We start from the raw sequence: 22,174 nt of genomic DNA on the forward strand, positions 1-22,174 counted from the left end.
CTTTATGCTTTTAACAGGAGGCCTATCAGCAGTTCTGAATAAAAGGTTACGAAAATTTTCTTTTCACCCACGTAAAAAAAGTAGACATTCGTAGCTTCATTAGAATGTTCTTTTCTAAAACTTACATCCTTCTCTACTGAATTTATAATTTGACACACTATAGTTCTGGAAATCAGATCAATTGAAAAATGGGCATGAATTTTCATTCCGAAAAAATCTGTTTCAATGGTGTTTCCCGTATTTTCAATATTATAAAAGTAAAGATCGGATGTAGGAATCATTTTCATATAATCCTCCAGAACGGTTTCGGAATCCAGGAAATGTATTACGATATATTCCTCTGCGGCTATTTTAATTTTAGAATCTACCATCAATCCTGTGATTTGACTTTCTTTTCCAGGTTCAGTGGCATAAAAGATTGTACGACTGTTAAAATCTGCAAAAGGAAAGGCAGGATTATTAGGAATGATATTTTTTAAATCCTTATAATACTCTTGAGACACAGGTCCTTTTTCTTCATTTTTATTTTCGAAATTTTCTTTGGTATAATACTCAGGAAAAGTAAAACGGTTGTCAATGTAGCTTTCCACTTCTCCTGTATTGTTGAAATTAATTGTTATATATTTCTGACCCAGAAGAGGAGTTACATTCATATAAAGTTTCTTTATCCCTGAAATCAATTTTTTGGATTGGGCATCATATATTACTTTAGAGACTACTCTGTAAAAATTGTCGTAGACCACATTCCCCGAAAATTCAGCTTTTTTCTCATCCCAATAATTTCTGGTAATAAAATCATAGAGAATATAATTGTTCGCGGTTCTTTTGTTGTAATAAATTTCATCAGAATTATCTACAAAATTCTCCAGATCGGGTAGGTTTTCAAGATCATCGTAATAAGTAGCACTTTTTATATGATACTCATCTTTCTTTAAATCTTTATGTGAATGGGCTTTATAAGAAATTCGTTTTAAAAGATGGCCGTTTTGATAGGTTTCTTCCGAATATTCATACTGTTGTTTTGCCTCGTTTTCAGGAATAATTTCATCCAGATGATTTTTATATACAGTTTTAATAACTGGGATATTAACCGGAATTTCAGGAGAGGCAGACTTGAAATATTTTCCATATTCCGACTCAAAAAAACCATCCTGCTGCATAGCTTCTATACTGTAGAACTCACTATCCCAGTAGTCATATAAAGTAACACCTTCAGTAATGAGCGCCCCTTCAGCATCGTATTTCATATGGGTTGAAGAAGAACCGCCCAATGTTGAAAAATCTGCAAATTTATACGTCACAAGAACCTTTTTACTGAAAGGGTCAACTTCCTGATAGAAGAAACGCTGCCCTTCTGCATTGGTAACCAATACTTCTTTGGTATGTAATGTATTGTCTTTAATAGTTTTGATTTCCCACTTTTTGAAACCATTTTTCTCTTCTATCAGATTGTGTATTTCTACAGGAATACTCAGGCTTTCTTCAGGCGAAAATGAAGATTTGCCGTTAATAAAATAGGTTCTTTTGATCATTTCCAGACGTTTAAAATGATCTGTTCTCCGAAGCTGATGTTCAGTATAAATATTCTTATCAAACTCTCTTTCAAAAAATGCCTGCTGCAGGGTGATCTCTTTATTTTCGTAAAAAGAAAAGTAACGTACCGTTTCAAATTCAGGATCTTCTCCCGAAGGAAAAAATGGTAAAAATTCCAAATAATACGCTGGGCTGAGAGAACTGTTGTTTTCTGCTAAAACCTCATTGAGATAGCTGATAAATTTCTCTTTTTCAAGATAAGGATTTCTGGATCTAGAGTAATCTATTTCGCGATAGTCTCCGTCTTTCGGGTACAGATATTTTGTCAACTGTACTCCGTTAAGCTGATCAACTTTATATGATGCTATTTTCCTGCTGTTAAAGTCATTGATATACATTTCCTCTTTTGTGAGAAGAAGATTAGTATATTTTTTGTCATGAATCCATTGATATTCATCTTTATTCTTAATGCGAATGATCTGAACACTTCTGAGAAAAATATTCTCAAATAGAATTTCTTCATCTGAAGTTTTTTCGTCTTCGGAGGGATATAAAGTGATGGAATCTACTTTATTCCTGTTCCAGACTTCTTTTTTTTCAATACCTCATTTTCGTAAATATGTTTAAGATATACTTTCTGTTCATTAAGAGTACTCTCTTCCAGTACAGTTTTCTTATCTCTTTTGGTATATATAATACTTGTTTTCATGATGTTTTAAAAGTAGTGAAGAAAATTCATATTTTCAAATGGTATTAAAAAATCATTTACTATAATTCTTGATTAAATTTTATTTCAAAAACCAAACTTAACTCATTAAAATGTATATATTTGCAAAATAAAAATAATTGATAAATCAAATATAAATCAATGATAAGTTCTGAATTATTACTCTTAATGAATATCAATAAGCTTCAATCTGTCATCTCAAGAAAGTTTGATGCTTTGAGTGTGCACGGGCTTGGGCTCAATGATTTTATCATTCTTTACATTCTGAATACGTCTTCTGAGAGCAAGATGCGCAGAATAGACCTTGCGGAAAAGATAGGAATTACCGCTTCCGGGGTAACACGATTATTGAATCCCCTGGAAAAAATAGGGTTAGTAGGAAGAGAAACCAATGAAAGGGATGCGAGAGTAAGCTACGTGGTCATTACTCCCAATGGGAAAAAGATTTTTGAAGAAGCTCTGATCAGTGCGGAAAATATTACAAAAGATATTTTAGCCCCTAAAAAGAATAAATCTCTCCGTACCGTAAGTGATTTCTTATTTGAGTTAGGGGGAAATATACAATGACTATGATATGAAAAATGCATTAAAACAACAATTAAGAGAGAAGGCAAAAAACCATACCGTTACTATGGGCGTTCTGTCTTTAAAGAATAACAGCAACGGAAAACAATACATCCAAAGCTCATTGAACCTGGAAGCTCTTGTGAACAGGATACAATTTGAATTAAACAGCGGACTGTGCAACAATACAGCCCTGCAAAAAGACTGGACAGAATCTAGAAGTGAAGCTTTTACTTTTGAATTTGTAATGATTATACCCAAGCAGGAAAATTCATTCATCAATTATCGTAAAGAAATACAAAAGGCTGAGAAGGCTTATATTTCTGAGATAAATAATGAGTTATACTAAAAACTATGTCAACACATTATCTCTCTCCTACTTTTGAAGCAGGAAAACATCTTTTTTTGAAAAATATACAAGGTCCCATTATCAATATGAATCTTATCAAACTCAAGAAAGAGGCAGATTATTCTCAATATCCGGATCTTCAACCATCTGAAAAAACCAGTGGTTGGGATGCTTATTTTACATACATCAGAGAAACTGAACCATTTTTAAAAGAAAGCGGCGGCGAAATTATATTCATAGGAAAAGGAGAACAGTTTTTAATTGGTCCCGAGAATGAATATTGGGATATCTGTATGCTCATTAAACAGAAAAGCGTCAATGATTTTTTCAATTTTGAAAAGAATGAAGCGTACATGAAAATCGTAGGCCACAGAATTGCAGCGATTGAAGACTCCAGGCTTTTGCCATTGGAAGAAATACTGTCATACAAAAAATAAAAGCAGATGAAAACAGTAAAAATTGGAGAAGTAGAAATCTGTTACGAGATATTTGGGGAAGAAAATCCAAAGACTATTGTTTTGATTGCTGGATTGGGAAACCAGATGATTCGTTGGGAAGATCCATTCTGCCAATTGTTGGTGGATAAAGGTTTCAAAGTAATCCGTTTTGACAATAGAGATTCCGGATCTTCTGTCTATATTTCTGGAAAAGAAATTCATCTTAATGGAAATACTCAGGAATATTTTTCTACGCTGAAACCGGAAGATCTCCCCTATTCTCTAATGGATATGGCTAAAGATGTCATTGGATTATTGGATCATCTACAGATTGAAAAGGCTCATTTTGTTGGGCGTTCTATGGGAGGAATTATTGCTCAATTGCTAGGTTCTTACTTCCCGGAACGTATTTTATCATTAACAATCATTATGTCAACATCTTTACATCCAGTTTTACCTTCAGCCGACCCAGAAATTATGGAAATGATGATGAAACCTTCAGCCAATCCTGTAACAGAAAGAGAAAAGTATTTTGCTGAAAAAATTTCTTTTGCCCGAAGAATATCAGGCAGCGGGTATTCATTTGATCAAAACCTGGAAATTGCTCTTATAGAAGAAGAACTCAATCGTTCCAAAACTAAAAACGGTATTATCAGACAGCTTATGGCCATGGGATCCTATCAATATAATCCGGAAGTGTTTAAAAAGATAACAGCACCTGCTTTGGTCATTCACGGAACAGATGATCTGATCTTTCATCCGGAGTGTGGAAAAGATATTGCATATTCCATTGTAAATTCTGAATTTGTCCTGATTGACGGAATGGGGCATTCTATTCCTTCAGAATTACACAGCTTTATCTGTGGTCTTATAGCTGATACAGTCCTATAATATCTAATATCTGGCTGATTTTCAGTTTATGCATTGATCCACTGGAAAGTTCAACGATGTAATTAAGGCATCTTAAAATATAAAGGGAGCTGTTTCAAATTTGAAACAGCCCCTTTGCATTTTCACTTCTATTGAGAAGTTTAATTATTACTCAAACACCAATGAAGGATTTTCGCAATATTCTTAGCATCATCAACCCCTCTGTGATGAGTACCTTCCAGTGTAAAGCCCAATTCGCCCAAAGCCCTGTTCATTCCCACACTTTTTCTGATGGTAGGATGAGTTGCCCCGAATAAGGTTTTCACATTGATATGATCATCACTCATTGGATAATCTGTATAGAATCTTCTGGCCTGGTCCTGAAGCATATTCAGGTCATAATTTCCATAGCTCGCCCATGTCAGTTCTTCAGAATCATATTCTGCTCTCAGAATATCAAATGCATCATCCAGCATGATCCCTTCACTATCAAGCATACTTTGTGTAAGGGTAGTAAGTTCAGTACAAAACGGACTTACTCTTGAGTATTGGGGTTTTACTAAAATTCCTTCATTTTTGGAAATCTTACCGGTTCTGGCATTCATAATGCATACACCGATCTCTATGATCTCACTTTCTTCACCTCTTGGCGGACGGTTATCCCAACACGTTGCTTCAAGGTCTACTATTAATATATTTTCTGTTGTTTTCACTTGTTTAAATTTTGTCTGCCGGAAGACTTATCCATATTCTAAAATGTATTTTCTTTTCCTGAGCTGAGATTATTATGGAATGACAGACAGGATGGAAAAATGAAGAATAAAATCTCCGTTCTTTATCTCTTCCGGCTTAAATTGTTACTAATTTGTTTTTTTACTACTTCAGAATTTCACTTAAAATTCTGGCAGTATTATAAGCATATTCACCATCTCTCCTCATTTTCACGCATTATTATAACTCATTATCACTCATCATCATTCTCTTGGTTCAAATGGCGGGGTCCATTTTTTCTGCTTCATGATTTCTTTTACTTCTTCGTAAGAAATCGGGTAGAAATGATGGCAGTCTACCCCTACATCAAAGCTTAATGCCATTTCATCATCCGGTAAAGTTCCATGAGAATGTCCGTATAACTGCCAGACACCACGGTGTGAACCGTTCCAGGTACGCATGGCGTAATGAAAAAGAATGATTTTTTGTTTTCCGTTCTTATTATCGGAATCATCAATTTTAAGTTCATGGTAATCTCTGATGGAAGCAAACCGTTTAGGGTACGTTAATGCCGCTCCTTCATGGTTCCCTTTTATCAGATGGATGTTTCCATTTAGCTTATCCAGAATTTCCTTTGTAAAATCCGGTTTTCCTAAACTGAAATCACCTAAATGATAGACGGTATCACCGGGTTGGATTCTTTCATTCCATCTTTTAATAAGTTCTTCGTTCATATGCTCCAAAGACTCAAATGGCCTTTCAGAGAATTTTATAATATTTTCGTGACCAAAATGATGGTCTGCTGTAAAAAATATAGTAGGTTTCATTTTTTTATTGTTTAATTTTTTCCGTAAAAAGAGATCTTTAAATGGTGTAGTAATTTAAATCACATACACTTCTCATCGTTGAGGCTCCTGCTGAATGACCAACAAAATGCCTGCAGTTGCAATCCTTAAAATGTATTTTTAAAGGAATTGGGAACAGCTTAAATGCTTATTGTCTTTTTTAGCTTTTACGGTTTAGTTTTACTCTATCTATTAATTAATCCTTTTGGAATGCTGTATAAAAAGCAGTTTCAATTTCCTCCTGATCAGTTTCCGTATATCTTCTTGAAAAGTGAATGGGAACGGCTTCTTTTACCCGACATTCATTCATGATTTTTCCTGATGCAGAGGCAAAACTGTGATAATTGATTTTTGCAAATTCCTGATCGGTATCTTTGTAAAACGTTTCGATATACACAAGGTCTGCTCCTTCAAAAACAGCTTTTATTTTTTCATAATTTTCTTCACACGCTGCGTGGTCCATAATGACGCCCAGCTTATATCCGGGATTATTCGTCAGTAAATGAAACCAATCAGAAGCTTTGTATACCGTTCCTTCGATTTCGATTTCCTTACCCTGGTCATTATTTCCAAAAGCCGTTTTCAGTTCACTAATCCATTTTCCTTTTCTAAATCCTGAGCCATTCTCATTAAAGGTAACGGAATCCTTTTCTTTAAACAGATAGGATATGGAATCTGTTTTATGATCCAGAATAGCAAAATCAACGTTTACATATTCATCTTCAAAAAGGAAATCCTGGGTTTTTACAAATTCAAGAGTCCAATATGGGGGATGGATTTTATAAATATTAATTTCTTTTTCTGAAACAATTTCCCGGATTTCATATTCAATAGCATTTTCATCAATCAGATTCCAGGTATACGATTTTAATCTTGCTTCAACCTGCTGATGAATATTGGCGGGTCCACAGATCACTACTTTTTCTCCACTTCCGATCTGATGCCTGAAAATTCCGTCAAAATTTGAAAAATGATCTATGTGGGTATGGCTGATGAAGACCGCTGATATCGACTGTATTTCTTTTACTGTCAATAAACTGGCTTCTCCGCAATCACATAAATAATGCTTTCCTGAATTGGGAACTTTAATCAATATACTGATGTCTTCTTTTAAAAGACTTTTTATTTCTGCCTGTACCATTTTTTTTATTTTTTTATTAACCACAAAAGTTCTATTCTCCGTTTATCCTTGAAAGAATCTAAACGCGCAATTTTAATCATTATTCCTACAAACTTTACCTAGATTCCTACGGAATAACAAAGAGAATGCTTCATAATAGTTCTTTGGCTTTGTATGGTTCAATTTAACACGTAAAAAAGTTCCGATAAAACGAATTACCGAAACTTAATCTTTATTTTAAACAATAAGTTCTTTTACCGCTTTTCTACGTAGACCAAAATCAGATTTCCTGATCTTACACATACGATTATCCGCTGGATGATGAAAAACAATACCTTCCATATTATTCTCAGGATTACTCAAAAAGCTTTTGATAAAATCAAAATCCAAACTTTCTAACCTAAGAATATTATGGCCATGTTTTACTAATAAATGACCTGTAATATTTTCAGGATTTCCTCGTACTTTCTCACCGATAAGTTCATAAGTACCATCTTCCACACTGCCCGATTCAGCTAAAGCATTGAACCCTTCCCAGAAGTATTGATCATCTTTTTTCTCAATACTGCATTCTACCCAATGCGGATGATGGCCTGTAATGGGATCTGCCTCCTGACACGGAATTGCGCCCTCAGGAGCTGTTTTACCTTTCTTGGCATCGTATCTTTTGTATAATCTACCGTTGATTACCGCACATGCGGAACCATCAAACTTTTGTGTAGCAATAGCTTTTTCATTAAAAACCCAATTGTTTTCAGGATTAATTTCGTTAATAACTCGTCCTAAATTATTTATATCTTTTTTGAATAATGTACTTATCTTTTTCATTTTTAATTGTTTTAGCGGCAAAAGTTTTTTATTCACTGGCATCACCAGCAAACTACACTTTTGCTGAAATTAATTCTTCATTTACAATATCAACCACTAAAGAATTCAACTTTTTGTTGATCCTTTTCTGCTCTTCTTTTTCAATAATTGTAAAAGCGGCCGGGAAGTCTTTTTCAAAATCTCCGAAAATATCCTTTGCAAAAAGGCCGATTACTTTTCCTATAATTTTGGGTTCGAATTCGCCAACTTTACTCACAACATTGTTCAATCTGTTTACTGTAGCATATTGTTGGATTTCGTCCCAGATATGCTGAGCTTTTTCACTAAAATGAACTGGCTTTTGAGCAGTTTTTGCCGTTTTTTTTATCATCTTTGATTTTTCGATCCATTTTTCATTCTTATTTTTCAGAATGACCCTTGCACCGTTTCCAAAATATTTGGTTTTCAAAGTTTTTATGATGGTTCCTTCACACATATTGTTTAATTCCGGGAATCCCAACCAGGTTGGAATTTTAGAATTAAAAACATTTGGAAACTTCAAAGCTTCTTCCAAAGTACCCTGAAACAATGTTTTAGCATAGAAAAAACCTGTTTCTTCGAAAATTTGGTTGATGATATCTGTATCCATGTAGGTCACTCCGTTCAACTTAATATCGAAGGCATAAAATTCGTTGTAAGGTGCATATTCAATCCCTTTTTGCACTTTCACAGCATCTTTTACCGGTTCTACTTCTTTATGTTTGTAACCGCCGCCGAACAATTCACCATAGATCACTATGGTTTCAATATCCGGATATATGGTTTTTACCTTTTGAAACGCTTTAATTACATTTTTTCTGTAACGCTCCAAAATTTGATGTGCATTGAAAAATTTTTCATCTTTTTCGATGAAAGCAGTTCTTTTCGCAATTTTAATCTCCTTTCCATCGGTAAAGAAAGAGAAATTAGCTCCATGAACTTTCTCCTGCACGATGAAAACCTCATCCCCATAGCCCTGCAGCCTGATCTGTTCGATCACCCGGGCCTGGTAAGCATTTTCTATAGTGTTATATGTTTTGAAAATCATTTTTTTTGTTCTTTAAAATTTTTTAAAAGGCTTTGAATATTTTCCTTTCCTACAGGATTCATGGAGTAGCAATAGAACTTTGGCAAGTCTAAATAATGATCCATACAATATTCTATGAGCCATTTTGCACAGTCATACCCTGTTTTTTCTACATATTGCTGAGTATCCTGATTAAGATTATGGTTATCTGCAAGATCATGGTCAAAAGAGATCATTTCCGGAAGCCCTTTTTCCAAAATACTGTTGACAAACTGTTCGTAATTCCGAACGATATGCCAGTCATTTCTGAGGAATATCTCCTGTTTGGTGTACTGATACGCTTCAACAGGGTATCTTATATCGTCCAGAAACAATAATCTTTTTGTAATTTCCATTATTTAATTTTTAAAAATCCATTCTACCACAGTTTTTAAAAAGTGTAGTCTTACTTCTTCAAATCTCGTAATATTCGGAATATGATTAATCTCCAGCAAATGCCTGATTCCTTTATCTTCTATGCTTCCATCTGACAGATTCAGTTTGCAGATTCCGATTTCAATGATTTCACGTTCTTGTTTTTCAGGGATTCTATCATCTTCCCAGCAAGTAGCTTCTATGTCTATTACTGTTATTTTATCGTATAAAAGCATTTTTAAATTTTTTAGTTTGAAAAATATATGATTATACCATCATATCAGCACAGTTGGAACTTGCGAAAGCAAAAGGTTTTGCTTTAAACACATACCCCATTCCCAAAATATATCCCATTGCGTCTTTCAAAGCAACATTGGATTTGAAATCCGGATCGGTATTGATGTCTGCGTGTACCTCCATTTCTACTCCATAAGTTTCCAACAGAGAGCAGATAGCGTATGCGATTTCTACGGATTTGTTTACTTCATTCAACATTCGCTCTTTGATACTGATACTCTGTATTTCTCTTTCTTTTCTAATAAAGGTAAACGCTCCTTTTCCTTCACGAATAAATACTACTGCCGTAGCATAATTGATGGCTTCTCCATATACATGGGAATCTGATCCCACACATACTTTCAGACGATGTCCGTGTGCCTGTTCGCGGATAATGGCTTTTTCTACCAGCTGTGTGATAGAGTCCTGGAAAATTTTTCCATTCATATTCTGCCATGTTTGTTGTTGCGTTTCCATTTTTTCTACATATTTTTTTTGATAATTAATAAATGATTATTGATAAATAATTGACTGGCAGATTTTCTCTGCCTTTTAGCTTCTAACTTATATTTAAACTTCAAGCTTGATTTTTCATGCCTACTTTAGTTTCGTTTTTGAAACTGTAATGCTGACATTATCATATCGAAGTAAAATATTTTGTGGAACAGACAGGAATTGAACCTGTACCTTTAGTTTTTCAGACTAACGTGCACACCTTGTACACCACTCTTCCAGGGAATAACTGATAATTTTTTATCATTTATCATGGTACGGGAAGGGGGATTCGAACCCCCAAAAGCTTGATCCTAAATCAAGAGTGTCTGCCATTCCACCATTCCCGCAGTTTTTTTAGGTTTGAGAAAGCTCTGTCTATTAATGAACTATGCCAATAGTATTTGTTTGTAAAGATCTTCTGCTCCGGACAAATCTTTCTCTTTTTCCTAATTTTTATAAATACTGATTAATAACCGTTCAACAGTTATCACTCATCTACTTCTATTTTTTATTTCAAGAAAGAAAAAAGCTGTCTGTGTTTATATTTGACTAAAGATCTTCTGTGCTTGACAGACCTCTTCTCTTTTCTTGTTTTGTGTGAATGGTGACTGATCAATTTTTTCAAATCTGAACTTTCATGGTATTAGTATTAATTCAAGATTGACCAGTTCATTCACATCCTGTACTCTATAAGGGAATCGAACCCTTATTTTCTGCTCGAAAGGCAGGCGTCCTAACCGTTAGACGAATAGAGTAATAAACCAACTGACCAGGAATCGAACCTAAACAACAAGAGTACATTTCCTGCATGCTGCCATTACATTATCAGCGGTATAGTGGAAGTAGCAGGATTCGAACCTACTCAGCAATGAAGCAACAGATTTTAACTTTGTATTTCTTCATTTTTTTAAGGAATCGTTCAATTCGTTCCTCATATCAGTCTGCCCCGACTCTCCAACGTCGGCGTACTTCCGGTTTTCATGAGCAATCAGTCATTTTTACAGCAACTGATTTTTCGATGGAGTTAATAAAGTTTGTCTTAATTTTTTTTTTAATATAAGAACTTCTATGCTCGACAAACTTTTATTTATTCTCCGGAACTAATCTCATTTTAGTTATTTGAGATGGTTATGGGATTCAAACCCACTCAGTTTATACAGCGGTTTTGCAGACCACCCCGACTCTTCCACTTCGGCGAACCATCAGATTGATTATCAATTATAATTTGTGAGTACTCTTTTCCCCACTTTTATTATTTCATAAAAAATAAAGCCTGTTTTAATTTTCGTTTGATATAAGAACTTCTGCGCTTAACAAGCTTTATTTTTACCTAAAATTTTATAAATGATATTTTTTAATTCTAACTGTTTTTTAATGAGATCAAGAAAAGTCTGTCTGTATTTTTCGTGTTTGGCGTAAAGATCTTCTGCTCTCGACAAACTTTTTCTTTTTCTCCTGAAACAATTAACATTTTATCTGCGATTTTGGAAAGATTCGAACTTTCAACTTCCGGTTTAACAGACCGGTGCTCTGCCATTGAGCTACAAAATCTTTTGTATTCCATAAGGGATTTGAACCCTTGTCGTTCGGTAGAAAGCCGAATGCACTTACCACTATGCTAATGGAACAAATAGTCTGAAAAGCAAGATTCGAACTTGCGACCTCCCGCGTCCAAGACGGGTAAACAACCACCGTTATCTTTCCAGCTTTGGGGTTCATTTCAATTTCTTTTCCGGGAGACAGCCGGATCGGAAGCTTTCCATGAACCTTTCTTTTGTGATTCTGAGAGGATTTGAACCTCTAACCCTGGGTTTAGAAAACCCATGCTCTATCCAGTTGAGCTACGGAACCATTTTGTAATCTCAGAAGGAATCGAACCTTCAACCTTCGGTGTATCAGACCGATACTCTAACCAATTGAGCTATGAGATCTACTGGGGGTATCTTCGGGGATCGAACCCTGTTCTCCGGTTCCACAGACCGGCGCTTTACCAAATAAGCTAAAGAAACCAAAAAAAAAACGCCTCTTTTCGGGAGGCGCTTCATATATTTTAACGTAAGAGATCATTAGCTGACCCACGTATATAAGCACCTTTTATCCACCATTTCATTGTCAAGAATACACAGACTTCCTACCGGCTCCTGTCCGAATAGTCCTGAATATTGATTGAATGTGCTATGTAATTGCTTCATTTTATTTTTGTTTGTTTCTAAATTATTTTTAATTGAATCCTGAAACCTGTTGCTTTCAATTTTCGGTTGCAAAGTAAATATGATTTTTTTTAACTCGCAAATAAATTTTAAATACAACAAATTGAAAATCAGTTAATTAACCCTTGCTTTTAGAGTATGAAATTCCTCTCCGCAATACTTTGCAGATGTCTTAATTACCTAAATGACTGTCTCTCACCGGGTTACTTATCACTCTATTTTATCGTATTAAAGTTTCATTATTAATTAAAAAATTTTCATGTTTATAGTTATTTTTTTTCATTCTAAATAATTTCTGACCTAAAAAACAAAAAACGCCTCGAAAAATCGAGGCGTTTCTGCAGTATTTTGATTAAATTTTTACAAGTTTACAGTAAATAATTTCCAAAGTCAGCACATTTCGCCTCATTCCATATCATCCAATCATATCCGAACAATCCTTTGTTAGAAGGACTTTCGAATAGTTCTGCATTGATATGTGCTCTTTGTATTGTCATAATTTTCTGGTGCAAAGATAAATCTTTTTTGTTATTATTTTATAATTTTCACAACTCTGGGTAATACAATGATGTGTTTCAAAGCTCATCGTTATCATAAAAAGTTAAAATTATAATTCAGTTTTTAAACTCAAAGTTTTAACTTAATTGTATGGTATTTCAGGACACTAAAAAAATCAATTTTTAATTAAAGTAAGCTTGTTACTGAATGGTTTAATCTTAATTTCTGAACATTTTGTTACGTCCAGTTTTAAATCTGGAAATATCTTTCAGGATTACTCCATCATCCGGATTAAAGTATTTCAGCTCATTAACAATTTCTGAACGGGTTCCTATTTTTTCAGCAATAATCTCGTATGCGATATTTTTGGTCACTTCCTGCAGTTTCGGATCTTTTCTAAATTCATGTTTCATGGCTTCCAGATAAGTGGTCTTCCTGTAATCAGGAGTTTTTCTGTATAAATCACGAATTTCTGTTTTCAGCTCTTTGATATCAAAAATATTAGCGAAATAATTATTCAGACAATTGAATGCATCTTTATCTTCTTCCCAGCCTTTCAGTAGTATTTTTTGGGCTTCTTCTGTTTTTTCCATTTTTTTACGATATATCAAAGAAGCTTTTACCATCTGGTTATTGGCTGTATAATCATCAACAACCATTTGATAATAAGTATGAGCATTTTTAAGATCATTGATCTCTTTATACAGATCGCCTACCTTTTCTTTTTGTTCCATTTCTTTGTACAGATCGATGGCTTTTTTGTATTGCTTAGCCCTTTCATAGCAGACTGCAGCATCGGATTTATTTTTCAGTTTCTTAAGATATACAACGGCTGCTTCATTATAAAATCCGCCATCTTCCAATGTTTTGGCTCCTCTGTAATTATCCTGAAGAAGGTTCATATAAACTCTTGCTGCTTTTTTATAGTCTTTCTCAGCAATATATTTTTCGGCAAGTTCTTCATATTTGCTTCTGATTCTGTCGAAAAGCGCATTTTCCAGATAAAAGCTTCCCCCGCTGCTTCCTCTTTTTCCTGAGCTGCGTTCATTTCTCTCTTTAGCTTTCAGGGAAGTGATGACAAGAAGTATGATAAAGACTACTACTGAAAAAATAGCCAGTGTTCCAACTACACTCCAGAAACTTTCATGGAAAAGCTGTGCTGCGATCCCGATGAGCTTAAATATGGCCAGCAGTACAAAAGCGGCCATAAACTTGTCTATAAATTTCTGTTTATTCTTCATCATCTGAGTTTAAAATGGTTTTATCTTCTCTGAACAGACGGTAAAGCAACAGCATTACTCCTATAACAAGCGCCCATACAAACCAGTTATATCCAAACATTTTCACTAATGGGTAAAACAGATAGATCAGCATTGCGATAAGTATTGCTATTAAAATTAATTTCACCCATCCCGGTACATGATCACCACCCAGGTTTACGGATTTATTTTTAAAGAAAAAGGAATAAAATCCGACTGCAGCGATCATAAAGATAATCATATACAGGATATCAGTAACCGGAGGTTCTTTTTTTAGTGGAGAGCCATCTGTACTCATTCCTTTTACTTTAGATTTTTTGACTGATGCTGAAGAAGGATCTGTGGTATTGAAGGTTCCGTAAAGTTTTCCAAGGGAATCTTCCATTAAAACCTGCTTTTTCTTTAAAATATATTTCACAACATCTCCATTTACAGGCTGTCCTCTGGTATATTGTTTCAGAGAATCCGAAATTCTGCGTTTCAGTTGTTCCGTTTTTCCGGCAACATGTTTTTTAATTTTTTTAGTATAAATTGTTTTGAGAGAATCTCTGCTCTGCTGCTCATTATTACCCAGTTTATCAATATCCTGACCTATTTCGCCCACACTTCTTCCTCCGGACTTTTTATAGTTTTCTCTTTCTTTTTCGTTTCTGGATTCTACCACACCTGCGGTAATGAGTTCATTGGATAGTTTTTTTCTTTTCTGATGGTAAATAGAATCGATTTTGAGATCAATTTCTGAAATTCCAGACTGAAAAGCAATCATGTCTGAGGGAGGTTTTACGGCATCTGTCACAACAGTTCCTGAAGAAGCAACTGTTTCTGCCTGTCCAGCCTTATCTTTTTCCGATGGCAGTACTATTCTTAAAAGAATCGCAATAATAATAACTGCCCAGAATATTCTACGAAAATTTCTTGTACCGGCACTCTCTTTTTTACCATTAAAATTCCCTCCAAACAATCCTCCCAGCCAGGTAAATTTTCCAAAGCCATCTCCTCTGGAAGTTCCCATGATATCTAAAGGTACCCCTAGTTCTATGGCTCTGTCAGGATATTTTTCAATATATTTTAAATATTTTTCTATTTCCTTTTTATTTCCTGCCATTACTTTCTTCAGGTCAAAAGGCAGGTTGTTCATCCATTCTTCTTCTGTCTGAGATGGCTCTAGTGCCTGAAGTACTTTTTCATCATCCATCTCAACGGTATAGCGGTCTATTTTCTGGGGAATGACAACTCCGTTCAGTGGTTTTCTGATACTTCCATCTGTTTTTTCAGGTTCTTTTATTAAGGCTATCCAATCAATTTCTTCGGATAGTTTTACCAGTCCAAACTCAGGATGCATTATCAAAAGAAATTCGTCAAGCAGTTCCCAATCTTCCTGATTGATCTTAGGATAAAAAGTAGTGTTTTCGGGAATAAAAAATCGGTGATCTACACACTGGAAATAAGCATTTTTTCCTATTTCCTGGGGAGCGTGATCATCAAAAACAAGAAAGCACCCATATAACTCATTGGGAAGATTTGCCGGAATAGCATAAGATTTTACTCCACTCAGTTTTATGCTGAGTTTTTCCATTTCCTGAAGCCATATCACAGGGGAAGAGCCCCTGATCAAAAGTCCTCTTCTTGGATAATTATTTTTCGGGAAAGGTTTTATTCTAAGTTCCATAATCCAAGATCTGTTCTATAAATGCTTTTAAAAACCGGGAACGCATATCTTCCATTGTTTTTATTTTCAATAAGGGATGTTCCGGAAGATAATATTCTGTTCCTCCGAACTCAATATAGGTAGCCAGAGACAGCAGGCCATAAGTGGTAGAAGGGATAAAAAACTCTTCAATTCCTTTGTTACTGCTTCTGAAAATAAGCATTCCCCGGGCATCGGTAACAATTTCACTTCCGTCTGGAAAAGTAAATTTATTTTTATCCTGTTCTGCAAGTATGATAATATCAGATTGGTTCTTATGGAGGGTCAATGCGTTCTCATACAGGCTTCCTAATACATTGCCGGAAATGACAATATTATGATTTTCGTTGATTCCTATTTTGGTAAAATTACTGATAATCTTTAATCCGTTTTTATTTAGTTTGGCAACCTCTGCTTCTGCTTTTGTATTGTTTCTTTCGAGCTCTTTGTCTTTTCCGGAAATAGTTTCAAGGGAAATATTTCCATCTATATTTATTTTGTAATACAGTGGATTTTCTGGCTGATGCAGATAAAAGTTTTTACTAAAATAAATCAGCTTGTATGAATCGGGAATATTCAATCCGGTAAGATTCTGTTCTGAATATTCTTTGGTATTAATATTAAGCTTAGATACTAATTTTTTATCAGGCTGATATTGGCATAGTATAAAATGCTGTTGTTTATTTTTGGCTAAAGCAAATTGTCCTCTTGGTTTTACAGAAATATTATCAAACAAAACTTCACAACCATGGAATGTTTTATAGTAATCATAGGAATTTCTGTCGTAATAATTATCAGAAAGGTAGGTTTTCAGCAACTGCTTTTTGGCACTCAGAATATAAAATTCTCCTTCATATAGAAACTGAGCAATTTTATTAACCGGCGTTGGAAAGAGGATCGGATAGTTTTGCGGAAGGTCGGTTTTCTTACTGTTTACATTATTGACTGTTTGTTTTTGTCTGGGCGGATTAGCCCACAATTCCTGTAATGGCAGTTTTATTTTCTGAATATGCTTTCTTGTTCCTTTATGGTGTTTATAAAAATTAATTTCCCCATCTGAAGCGGTTGTAACCAAAAATCTGAGACGGTCTCTATTTTCATGAATGACCTTCTGAACCTTTTCATCAGCTACATTTTCCTGGTGGGTAATAAAAAAAACTTCAATATCTTTTTCAGAATGTTCTTCTTTAAAAAATTTCTCCAGTGCTTCTGAAACTTCCAAGACAGGACTTACCTGATTCAGATTTTCAGCCACCTCTTCCACTTTGTTTAAAGAGATAGAAATTTCTGCCTGGCCGAGCGCAAATACTTTGCATTCTGAATGCGCTTTCGGATGTTTGATAATGGCAATAGCTGATGCAAAAGCCAATACTTTTGGGGTTCCCCAATTTCTAAGGGATGTATCGATAAGGATAATTCTTTCGAAAATATTTTCTTCAGGCGGTATTTCTCTTTGAATGTAAAGAGCTTCATTATTAGCTACACGATTCATAAAAACCTCATCTTCATTGGCAAACTCAGATAGAAGCATTCTGTTGAAATCACCTTTATTTGTCATATCCGAGATTCCGCCAATAGGCTGTTCTCCCGGAGAAAGATGGCGCATCGGAATTTTCAGGCCGCTCCAGATTCTTTTGATCAGGCTGCCCACCTGAAATGTTTTGGGTTCTTCAATGAGTTCTCTTATAAAATCTTTATCGGCATCTGCTGTTGCTTCTTCCTGTACAACCTCATCATCCAGTTCCGGCTCTTCAATAATACCTTTCATGGCATCAATGATAGATTGTACAGTTGGAAATTCCCTATTGAGATCTAAGGCGCTCAAATCTCTGTTTAGAGCAGTGGGGTTTGCATTTAGCTTTTCCGCACACCCCGAAATTTCATGTGGCCTTTTATAATAGATTTTCAGAATGGCCTCTGCATTCACGGAAGATATTCTATTGTGTCCATTTTTAAACAAGGTCTGCAAAAGAACAACTCTGTTCTGCTTTTGTTTATAAACTTTTGGAAGCAATTTTATCTTTTCAAGGAATTTAATTTCTTTTTCAGCATTGAAATCAAAATTCCCTATTCTATAAAAATCAGCAGTACGTCTCAACGGGCCTTCAAAATCTATATATCCATCCTGCATAGCATACACAACCATCAGCAATGCCCCAAATGGAGGCCATCCCTGCGGTTGAAGTTCTTTCAGGATTTCCATTATATAGGGTCTGTAAGCAATAGCTCCTACTCCCGGAACCGACAGAAGGTTATTTTCATGATATCCGGAATCTCCGGGAACATCTTCATCAGTTTTCCATTCCCAGAAGTAGTTTTCATAGGACTGGAAGTATACCTTTAATTCCATTCTTCAGATTTTTGAGTAAGACGAAATGAACTTATGGAAAGCTCTCGGAAATCTGATTTTTTTATTGAAAAATAGCTTCCGTTTTCATCCCATAAAAGCCATCCATCTGACTCTTTATTATACCTTTGATGCAGTAATATACTTACATTTTTAAACTCAAAGTCTAGTCCGGAAGGCAGTAAATGCCCATCTTTGGTCCAATATGTTTTTCCCGGAAGGCTTAATAATGGAGTTCCCACAAACAGGGCTTTATCTCCTATGACTACCCATTGTATTTTTTCAAGTTTAAATTTAGGTATTGCAGCCATACTTTCTTTAATATCAGCGATGTTGCACAGTAAACCTATTACCGGTTTTTCTTCATCACTTTGTATAAGGCTGATCTGAACTTTCTCACTGATTTCGAAATAGTTGTTATTAGAAACCGGCAATGTAAGTTTCAAAGCTTTATCAATAGGTATCCAAAGCAAGACTGTTCTCATCTTTTTACTGGGAACCAAAGCGCCTTTTCTAAACAGAAGTCCGTCGCGCAGCTCATACAGTACGAAGTCAGGAAGCTGGTGTATTTCCGAAGATACTGCCTGCTCCTCTGTAAAATCTTTCAGCCATATGGTGTCATCATCCAAGGCGATCTGCACATTTCTCCAGTCTCTGATAGATCCCAGAAAATCTTCATTGGCACGGGGAAGTTCTGCCCAGAATTCTTTTATATGCTTTGAAGAATCTTCTGCCATAAGGTTTCTATTTCTTGCTGAATATACTGCTTCTGCTCCGGATTTCTGATCCAGTCACAACGAGTTTGTAGATATCTTAATTTATCCTTGATCACGTTTTGCTCTTCAAAACTCAACACTCCCTCATTCCATTTATCTACAAGAATTTTAACATCCTTCATCACTTCTTCCGGATTGGGGGTCTTATTCTGCATAGCTTGTGGGTGGGAATCCAGATGATCATCTTTCTCTATGGTTCTGTTAATAATTCCTTCAAGAATTTCAATTTGCTCCTCTGTATCCCAGATGTGTTTGAGTACCCAAAGATCTGAAAGCACAGCTTCATTTCTTCCACAGATCAGGGCACTTGCAGCAATTAGGTTTTGAAGCTTCACTGCTCTACGGTCCGAGATGGCAATTCCTGTATTTCGTAAACTCATGATGGTATTCAGATAAACTTCATAGATCGGCTTAAGATCTACTGTTCTGCACAGATTCTGAAGTTCCCTGATCTCATTTGCATGAATTTGCGGAACTTCTGTTTCCTCTTCGTTATTTTCAAGTTTTCTTCCTGCCAGGAGAACCTGATACAGTAGTTCAGGATTGACGTAATCTACATTAATTCTCACAAGGAAACGGTCGAATAATGCATTTAGAGCCTCATCTTCCGGAAGTACGTTACTTGCTCCTACAAACATTAGTGTAGGTAAGTGTTTCGTTTCTTTTCCTCTTTTAAATATTTTTTCATTGAGGGCCATCAGAAGCGAGTTCAAGATAGCGGAATTAGCATTGAAAATTTCGTCCAGAAAAACCAAAGAAGCTTCAGGCATCATCCCTTCCGTGTTAGTCAAAAGCTCTCCTTCCTTTAGTTTCCGGATATCAAAAGGACCGAAAATCTCATTGGGTTCTGTAAAGCGGGTTAGCAGATATTCAAAGTTTTTGCCGTCTTTTACCGTTTTTGATAAGGTTCTTACAATCGCTGATTTTGCTGTTCCCGGAGGCCCGTACAAAAACGCATTTTCTCTGGCCAGAAGGCAGATTCCCAGTAGATCCACCACATCATTTTTACCTACAAAAGTATCTTTTACGTAGGTAAGGACTGTATTGAGTTTATTGATATTCTGAGTCATTAGTTTTCTTGAGTTATTATTTTTAATTCTTTCCAGAATGTTTCTTTATGCATTCCAAATTCTGCAATGAGCAGTTTATTGATGAACGGAATTTCCGCCAGTTTATAATCTCTTTTTTCAACGATTCTTTCCAGGTACAGTTTCCGATATGTTTTATCTTCAAGTTCTTTTTCCCAGTTGATATTTTTAAGATCAAGATCGTATCCGATTCCGGAATAATGAAATAGTGTCAGAATATCCTCAAGTATGGTAATGAGCTTATCTTCAGAGTCTGCAATATTTAAAATAAGAATGATCTGAGGTAAAAACCTTAATGACAAATCAGCAGATAATATAGATGAAATATTTCTTACTCCTTTAAATTCCGGAATCAGTTTGTCCATATCTTTTGCTGTATTTTCTCTGATAAGGTGCAGCTGAGCACTATGATACAAAACTTTTGCCGCCCAAACTGCTGTTTCTTTACTACAGATCAACTGATCAGACAAAAATTCAAGTCTTTCTTTTTCAAACTCTGTTTCGAAATAATCTGCGGCATCCAATTCTTCTTTTAAGGAAATTTCATGTAAACTTGAAAAAAGGGTAATGCATTCATTCTTCCTGAGTAAAAAGATTGTATCTAAAAATGGGGATCCTGTTTCCATCATCTAACAAAAATAAAATTATTTTGCAGAGAATACAATTTTTAACTAAAGGATTGGCAATAAAAGACTGTTTATTGAAATTTAACCTTATAAAATTGCATAAAATAAAGTCTTTTTTAAGAATTAATATAATAGTAAATAAAACAGAGGTTCTACGTAATAAAAAACAGTTCACATGAAAAATGTGAACTGAGAAGCCAACACCAGGTTGTGCTTTGAGAATTAAACTATTTCTTATTTTCCTATTTTATTTTTTACAATCAACTTCGTGTTCAGCCACTTTCTAACCGGAATATCATAGAATCTCATGAAAAGGTAGGCAAGAATGACAGCAATAATAACCGTTATTATTCCCATGATCAATGTTTGTGGCTCTTCCAGTGTATGTTTGCCGTTGACTACCCAGGCCATATAAACATAGACTAAAGGAAAATGAGTAATATAAATTGGATATGAAATGTCACCTAAAAATTTGCATAAGCGGTTTGCTCTCTCCCCTACGACTTTTCCGCCTGCACCCAGCAGAATAACAGCCGGAAACATGATCATTAATGTAAAACATTCATAAAAAGCGTTTTGCCAATGGGCTGTATTTCCTCCTAACCGGGGAAATGCAAACAGGATAATCAATAGAATACTGGTCGTTAAAAAAGCATTTTTTGTATATTTTAATTGAACTGCTCTTGCTAAAAAAATCCCCATCAAGAAAGGAAATGCTAATCTTGTAAAGCCTATTCTCATTTGAGTGGCATTATCTATAGACCAGCCACCAATGATATCTCCATTTGGATTAGTGAATGCATACTGAATGGTAACTCCCGCAGAGATCAATACTAAAATCCCCAACACAATTTTTGAAACTTTCCTTAAAAAAAGTGCGTAGACTATATTGGCTATATATTCAAAAAACAATGACCATGCAGGTCCGTTCAAAGGATGCATTTCGTTCCATCCCCGTATGTCTAAACTTTTGCCTACAGGAATCACTGTCATTCCTATAAACATTACCAATAGCAGCTTCCAAACCGGAGTGGCAGCAATTCCTCCCCAGCCCAGGCCTTCGGAATGCTGAAAATAGAATAAAATGCCCCCTACTAAAGATCCGATGATAATCATTGGCTGCAATCTTATCAGACGGCGCATAAAAAAATCTTTTAAGGTCATCTGGTTCCAGCGGTTGTCATAGGCGTAACTGATTACATATCCGGAAAGCATAAAGAAAAAATCCACCGCCAGGTATCCGTGATTAATAATTTGTTGGGTATGATCTCCATTTGAAAATGTTTCAAAAACGTGAAAAAAAACGACCATAATTGCCGCTATACCACGAAGGCCATCCAGAATTTCGTAGTGGGGTCTCGATTGAGAAATGTTTAAAGTTTGATTCATATTGTCTTAAAAAGATACAATACAAAAATAAAATGTTCTTCTTCAACAATATTGTTCTATATTTTTTAATTATTGTCTCA

At 35.2% G+C, this 22,174-nt stretch carries 23 protein-coding genes and 9 tRNA genes; 4 read left to right on the top strand and 28 right to left on the bottom strand.

The features are described 5' to 3' along the window. Window positions 1-2 precede the first annotated feature (2 nt). Window positions 3-1,931 carry a hypothetical protein gene (locus tag AC27VX_RS12230; protein WP_488695792.1) on the bottom strand — a complete coding sequence of 643 codons (1,929 nt, stop codon included), beginning with the start codon at window positions 1,929-1,931 and terminating at the stop codon, window positions 3-5. 167 nt (window positions 1,932-2,098) lie between these two features. Continuing rightward, a complete protein-coding gene (locus tag AC27VX_RS12235; RefSeq protein WP_488695794.1) occupies window positions 2,099-2,242 on the bottom strand; it encodes a hypothetical protein in 144 nt (47 codons plus the stop codon). Window positions 2,243-2,401: 159 nt separating this feature from the next. Here AC27VX_RS12235 and AC27VX_RS12240 point away from each other — a divergent pair, with 159 nt between their 5' ends. Genes AC27VX_RS12240 through AC27VX_RS12255 form a run of 4 tightly spaced genes read left to right on the top strand, consistent with a single transcriptional unit; the run spans window position 2,402 to window position 4,501 of the window. Beyond that, window positions 2,402-2,827 (top strand): MarR family winged helix-turn-helix transcriptional regulator, encoded by a 426-nt coding sequence (locus AC27VX_RS12240; RefSeq protein WP_236857471.1) that lies wholly within the window; start codon window positions 2,402-2,404, stop codon window positions 2,825-2,827. A gap of 7 nt (window positions 2,828-2,834) precedes the next feature. After that, complete coding sequence (locus AC27VX_RS12245) at window positions 2,835-3,173, top strand: GIY-YIG nuclease family protein (protein WP_236857470.1); 339 nt, start codon at window positions 2,835-2,837, stop codon at window positions 3,171-3,173. Window positions 3,174-3,178: 5 nt separating this feature from the next. Beyond that, on the top strand, window positions 3,179-3,610 hold the full coding sequence (locus tag AC27VX_RS12250) for a DUF1330 domain-containing protein (RefSeq protein WP_236857469.1): 432 nt from the start codon (window positions 3,179-3,181) through the stop codon (window positions 3,608-3,610). Window positions 3,611-3,616: 6 nt separating this feature from the next. Next, window positions 3,617-4,501: an alpha/beta fold hydrolase gene (locus AC27VX_RS12255; RefSeq protein WP_488695797.1), complete on the top strand. Its 885-nt coding sequence runs from the start codon at window positions 3,617-3,619 to the stop codon at window positions 4,499-4,501. 140 nt (window positions 4,502-4,641) lie between these two features. Here the strand turns inward: AC27VX_RS12255 and AC27VX_RS12260 are convergent, their stop codons facing one another. The 26 genes from AC27VX_RS12260 to AC27VX_RS12385 all read right to left on the bottom strand — a co-directional run bounded on the left by AC27VX_RS12260 (window position 4,642) and on the right by AC27VX_RS12385 (window position 22,094). Beyond that, the gene (locus AC27VX_RS12260) at window positions 4,642-5,193 is read right to left on the bottom strand and encodes a 3'-5' exonuclease (RefSeq protein ID WP_488695799.1); all 552 of its coding nucleotides are present in this window, start codon (window positions 5,191-5,193) and stop codon (window positions 4,642-4,644) included. Window positions 5,194-5,454: 261 nt separating this feature from the next. After that, the gene (locus AC27VX_RS12265) at window positions 5,455-6,018 is read right to left on the bottom strand and encodes a metallophosphoesterase family protein (RefSeq protein WP_236857466.1); all 564 of its coding nucleotides are present in this window, start codon (window positions 6,016-6,018) and stop codon (window positions 5,455-5,457) included. 214 nt (window positions 6,019-6,232) lie between these two features. After that, window positions 6,233-7,177, bottom strand: coding sequence for an MBL fold metallo-hydrolase (locus tag AC27VX_RS12270; RefSeq protein WP_236857465.1), 945 nt, complete (start codon window positions 7,175-7,177; stop codon window positions 6,233-6,235). A gap of 216 nt (window positions 7,178-7,393) precedes the next feature. Further along, on the bottom strand, window positions 7,394-7,984 hold the full coding sequence (locus AC27VX_RS12275; RefSeq protein WP_488695801.1) for an RNA ligase 1 family protein: 591 nt from the start codon (window positions 7,982-7,984) through the stop codon (window positions 7,394-7,396). 52 nt (window positions 7,985-8,036) lie between these two features. Further along, window positions 8,037-9,050 carry an RNA ligase family protein gene (locus AC27VX_RS12280; RefSeq protein ID WP_488695803.1) on the bottom strand — a complete coding sequence of 338 codons (1,014 nt, stop codon included), beginning with the start codon at window positions 9,048-9,050 and terminating at the stop codon, window positions 8,037-8,039. After that, window positions 9,047-9,424 (bottom strand): cyclic-phosphate processing receiver domain-containing protein, encoded by a 378-nt coding sequence (locus AC27VX_RS12285; protein WP_488695805.1) that lies wholly within the window; start codon window positions 9,422-9,424, stop codon window positions 9,047-9,049. The genes AC27VX_RS12280 and AC27VX_RS12285 overlap by 4 nt, the downstream gene beginning before the upstream one ends. A gap of 3 nt (window positions 9,425-9,427) precedes the next feature. Then, entirely contained in the window at window positions 9,428-9,679 is a 252-nt protein-coding gene (locus tag AC27VX_RS12290; RefSeq protein ID WP_488695807.1) for a hypothetical protein, read from the bottom strand. A 31-nt stretch (window positions 9,680-9,710) separates the two neighbouring features. Continuing rightward, complete coding sequence (locus tag AC27VX_RS12295; RefSeq protein WP_236857458.1) at window positions 9,711-10,196, bottom strand: ribonuclease H-like YkuK family protein; 486 nt, start codon at window positions 10,194-10,196, stop codon at window positions 9,711-9,713. Window positions 10,197-10,379: 183 nt separating this feature from the next. Continuing rightward, window positions 10,380-10,452 (bottom strand) — tRNA-Phe (locus tag AC27VX_RS12300). Between the two features lie 33 nt (window positions 10,453-10,485). Continuing rightward, a tRNA-Leu gene (locus AC27VX_RS12305) sits at window positions 10,486-10,561 on the bottom strand. 336 nt (window positions 10,562-10,897) lie between these two features. Then, window positions 10,898-10,969 (bottom strand) — tRNA-Glu (locus AC27VX_RS12310). A gap of 724 nt (window positions 10,970-11,693) precedes the next feature. Then, a tRNA-Asn gene (locus tag AC27VX_RS12315) sits at window positions 11,694-11,765 on the bottom strand. Window positions 11,766-11,770: 5 nt separating this feature from the next. Beyond that, window positions 11,771-11,842, bottom strand: a tRNA-Glu gene (locus AC27VX_RS12320). A 6-nt stretch (window positions 11,843-11,848) separates the two neighbouring features. Beyond that, window positions 11,849-11,920: transfer RNA gene (locus AC27VX_RS12325), tRNA-Pro, on the bottom strand. A 71-nt stretch (window positions 11,921-11,991) separates the two neighbouring features. Continuing rightward, a tRNA-Arg gene (locus tag AC27VX_RS12330) sits at window positions 11,992-12,065 on the bottom strand. 6 nt (window positions 12,066-12,071) lie between these two features. Next, window positions 12,072-12,145: transfer RNA gene (locus AC27VX_RS12335), tRNA-Ile, on the bottom strand. A gap of 3 nt (window positions 12,146-12,148) precedes the next feature. Further along, window positions 12,149-12,224, bottom strand: a tRNA-His gene (locus AC27VX_RS12340). Between the two features lie 56 nt (window positions 12,225-12,280). Further along, window positions 12,281-12,406: a hypothetical protein gene (locus AC27VX_RS12345; RefSeq protein WP_488695809.1), complete on the bottom strand. Its 126-nt coding sequence runs from the start codon at window positions 12,404-12,406 to the stop codon at window positions 12,281-12,283. Between the two features lie 386 nt (window positions 12,407-12,792). Next, the gene (locus AC27VX_RS12350; protein WP_236857457.1) at window positions 12,793-12,921 is read right to left on the bottom strand and encodes a penicillin-binding protein; all 129 of its coding nucleotides are present in this window, start codon (window positions 12,919-12,921) and stop codon (window positions 12,793-12,795) included. Window positions 12,922-13,140: 219 nt separating this feature from the next. Further along, a complete protein-coding gene (locus AC27VX_RS12355) occupies window positions 13,141-14,166 on the bottom strand; it encodes a tetratricopeptide repeat protein (RefSeq protein WP_488695812.1) in 1,026 nt (341 codons plus the stop codon). After that, window positions 14,153-15,850, bottom strand: a complete 1,698-nt coding sequence (locus tag AC27VX_RS12360) for an APC family permease (RefSeq protein WP_488695814.1) — start codon at window positions 15,848-15,850, stop codon at window positions 14,153-14,155. Before AC27VX_RS12360 ends, AC27VX_RS12355 begins: the two co-directional genes overlap by 14 nt. After that, window positions 15,840-18,218 carry a hypothetical protein gene (locus AC27VX_RS12365; protein WP_488695816.1) on the bottom strand — a complete coding sequence of 793 codons (2,379 nt, stop codon included), beginning with the start codon at window positions 18,216-18,218 and terminating at the stop codon, window positions 15,840-15,842. Before AC27VX_RS12365 ends, AC27VX_RS12360 begins: the two co-directional genes overlap by 11 nt. Next, the gene (locus tag AC27VX_RS12370) at window positions 18,209-18,952 is read right to left on the bottom strand and encodes a hypothetical protein (protein ID WP_488695817.1); all 744 of its coding nucleotides are present in this window, start codon (window positions 18,950-18,952) and stop codon (window positions 18,209-18,211) included. Before AC27VX_RS12370 ends, AC27VX_RS12365 begins: the two co-directional genes overlap by 10 nt. Then, on the bottom strand, window positions 18,925-20,061 hold the full coding sequence (locus tag AC27VX_RS12375) for an AAA family ATPase (RefSeq protein WP_488695819.1): 1,137 nt from the start codon (window positions 20,059-20,061) through the stop codon (window positions 18,925-18,927). The genes AC27VX_RS12370 and AC27VX_RS12375 overlap by 28 nt, the downstream gene beginning before the upstream one ends. Further along, window positions 20,061-20,708 carry a hypothetical protein gene (locus tag AC27VX_RS12380; protein WP_488695821.1) on the bottom strand — a complete coding sequence of 216 codons (648 nt, stop codon included), beginning with the start codon at window positions 20,706-20,708 and terminating at the stop codon, window positions 20,061-20,063. The genes AC27VX_RS12375 and AC27VX_RS12380 overlap by 1 nt, the downstream gene beginning before the upstream one ends. A gap of 231 nt (window positions 20,709-20,939) precedes the next feature. Then, a complete protein-coding gene (locus AC27VX_RS12385; RefSeq protein WP_488695823.1) occupies window positions 20,940-22,094 on the bottom strand; it encodes an acyltransferase family protein in 1,155 nt (384 codons plus the stop codon). Window positions 22,095-22,174 lie beyond the last annotated feature (80 nt).

It is taken from the genome of Chryseobacterium sp. 14P4.3.2 (assembly GCF_057799275.1).

What these genes read in the sequence shown, in the direction of transcription:
- AC27VX_RS12230 (WP_488695792.1), bottom strand. Translation starts at nt 1,931, where the DNA reads ATGTATATCAATGACTTTAACAGCAGGAAAATAGCATCATATAAAGTT.
- AC27VX_RS12235 (WP_488695794.1), bottom strand. Translation starts at nt 2,242, where the DNA reads ATGAAAACAAGTATTATATATACCAAAAGAGATAAGAAAACTGTACTG.
- AC27VX_RS12240 (WP_236857471.1), top strand. Translation starts at nt 2,402, where the DNA reads ATGATAAGTTCTGAATTATTACTCTTAATGAATATCAATAAGCTTCAA.
- AC27VX_RS12245 (WP_236857470.1), top strand. Translation starts at nt 2,835, where the DNA reads ATGAAAAATGCATTAAAACAACAATTAAGAGAGAAGGCAAAAAACCAT.
- AC27VX_RS12250 (WP_236857469.1), top strand. Translation starts at nt 3,179, where the DNA reads ATGTCAACACATTATCTCTCTCCTACTTTTGAAGCAGGAAAACATCTT.
- AC27VX_RS12255 (WP_488695797.1), top strand. Translation starts at nt 3,617, where the DNA reads ATGAAAACAGTAAAAATTGGAGAAGTAGAAATCTGTTACGAGATATTT.
- AC27VX_RS12265 (WP_236857466.1), bottom strand. Translation starts at nt 6,018, where the DNA reads ATGAAACCTACTATATTTTTTACAGCAGACCATCATTTTGGTCACGAA.
- AC27VX_RS12270 (WP_236857465.1), bottom strand. Translation starts at nt 7,177, where the DNA reads ATGGTACAGGCAGAAATAAAAAGTCTTTTAAAAGAAGACATCAGTATA.
- AC27VX_RS12275 (WP_488695801.1), bottom strand. Translation starts at nt 7,984, where the DNA reads ATGAAAAAGATAAGTACATTATTCAAAAAAGATATAAATAATTTAGGA.
- AC27VX_RS12280 (WP_488695803.1), bottom strand. Translation starts at nt 9,050, where the DNA reads ATGATTTTCAAAACATATAACACTATAGAAAATGCTTACCAGGCCCGG.
- AC27VX_RS12285 (WP_488695805.1), bottom strand. Translation starts at nt 9,424, where the DNA reads ATGGAAATTACAAAAAGATTATTGTTTCTGGACGATATAAGATACCCT.
- AC27VX_RS12290 (WP_488695807.1), bottom strand. Translation starts at nt 9,679, where the DNA reads ATGCTTTTATACGATAAAATAACAGTAATAGACATAGAAGCTACTTGC.
- AC27VX_RS12295 (WP_236857458.1), bottom strand. Translation starts at nt 10,196, where the DNA reads ATGGAAACGCAACAACAAACATGGCAGAATATGAATGGAAAAATTTTC.
- AC27VX_RS12345 (WP_488695809.1), bottom strand. Translation starts at nt 12,406, where the DNA reads ATGAAGCAATTACATAGCACATTCAATCAATATTCAGGACTATTCGGA.
- AC27VX_RS12350 (WP_236857457.1), bottom strand. Translation starts at nt 12,921, where the DNA reads ATGACAATACAAAGAGCACATATCAATGCAGAACTATTCGAAAGTCCT.
- AC27VX_RS12355 (WP_488695812.1), bottom strand. Translation starts at nt 14,166, where the DNA reads ATGATGAAGAATAAACAGAAATTTATAGACAAGTTTATGGCCGCTTTT.
- AC27VX_RS12360 (WP_488695814.1), bottom strand. Translation starts at nt 15,850, where the DNA reads ATGGAACTTAGAATAAAACCTTTCCCGAAAAATAATTATCCAAGAAGA.
- AC27VX_RS12365 (WP_488695816.1), bottom strand. Translation starts at nt 18,218, where the DNA reads ATGGAATTAAAGGTATACTTCCAGTCCTATGAAAACTACTTCTGGGAA.
- AC27VX_RS12370 (WP_488695817.1), bottom strand. Translation starts at nt 18,952, where the DNA reads ATGGCAGAAGATTCTTCAAAGCATATAAAAGAATTCTGGGCAGAACTT.
- AC27VX_RS12375 (WP_488695819.1), bottom strand. Translation starts at nt 20,061, where the DNA reads ATGACTCAGAATATCAATAAACTCAATACAGTCCTTACCTACGTAAAA.
- AC27VX_RS12380 (WP_488695821.1), bottom strand. Translation starts at nt 20,708, where the DNA reads ATGATGGAAACAGGATCCCCATTTTTAGATACAATCTTTTTACTCAGG.
- AC27VX_RS12385 (WP_488695823.1), bottom strand. Translation starts at nt 22,094, where the DNA reads ATGAATCAAACTTTAAACATTTCTCAATCGAGACCCCACTACGAAATT.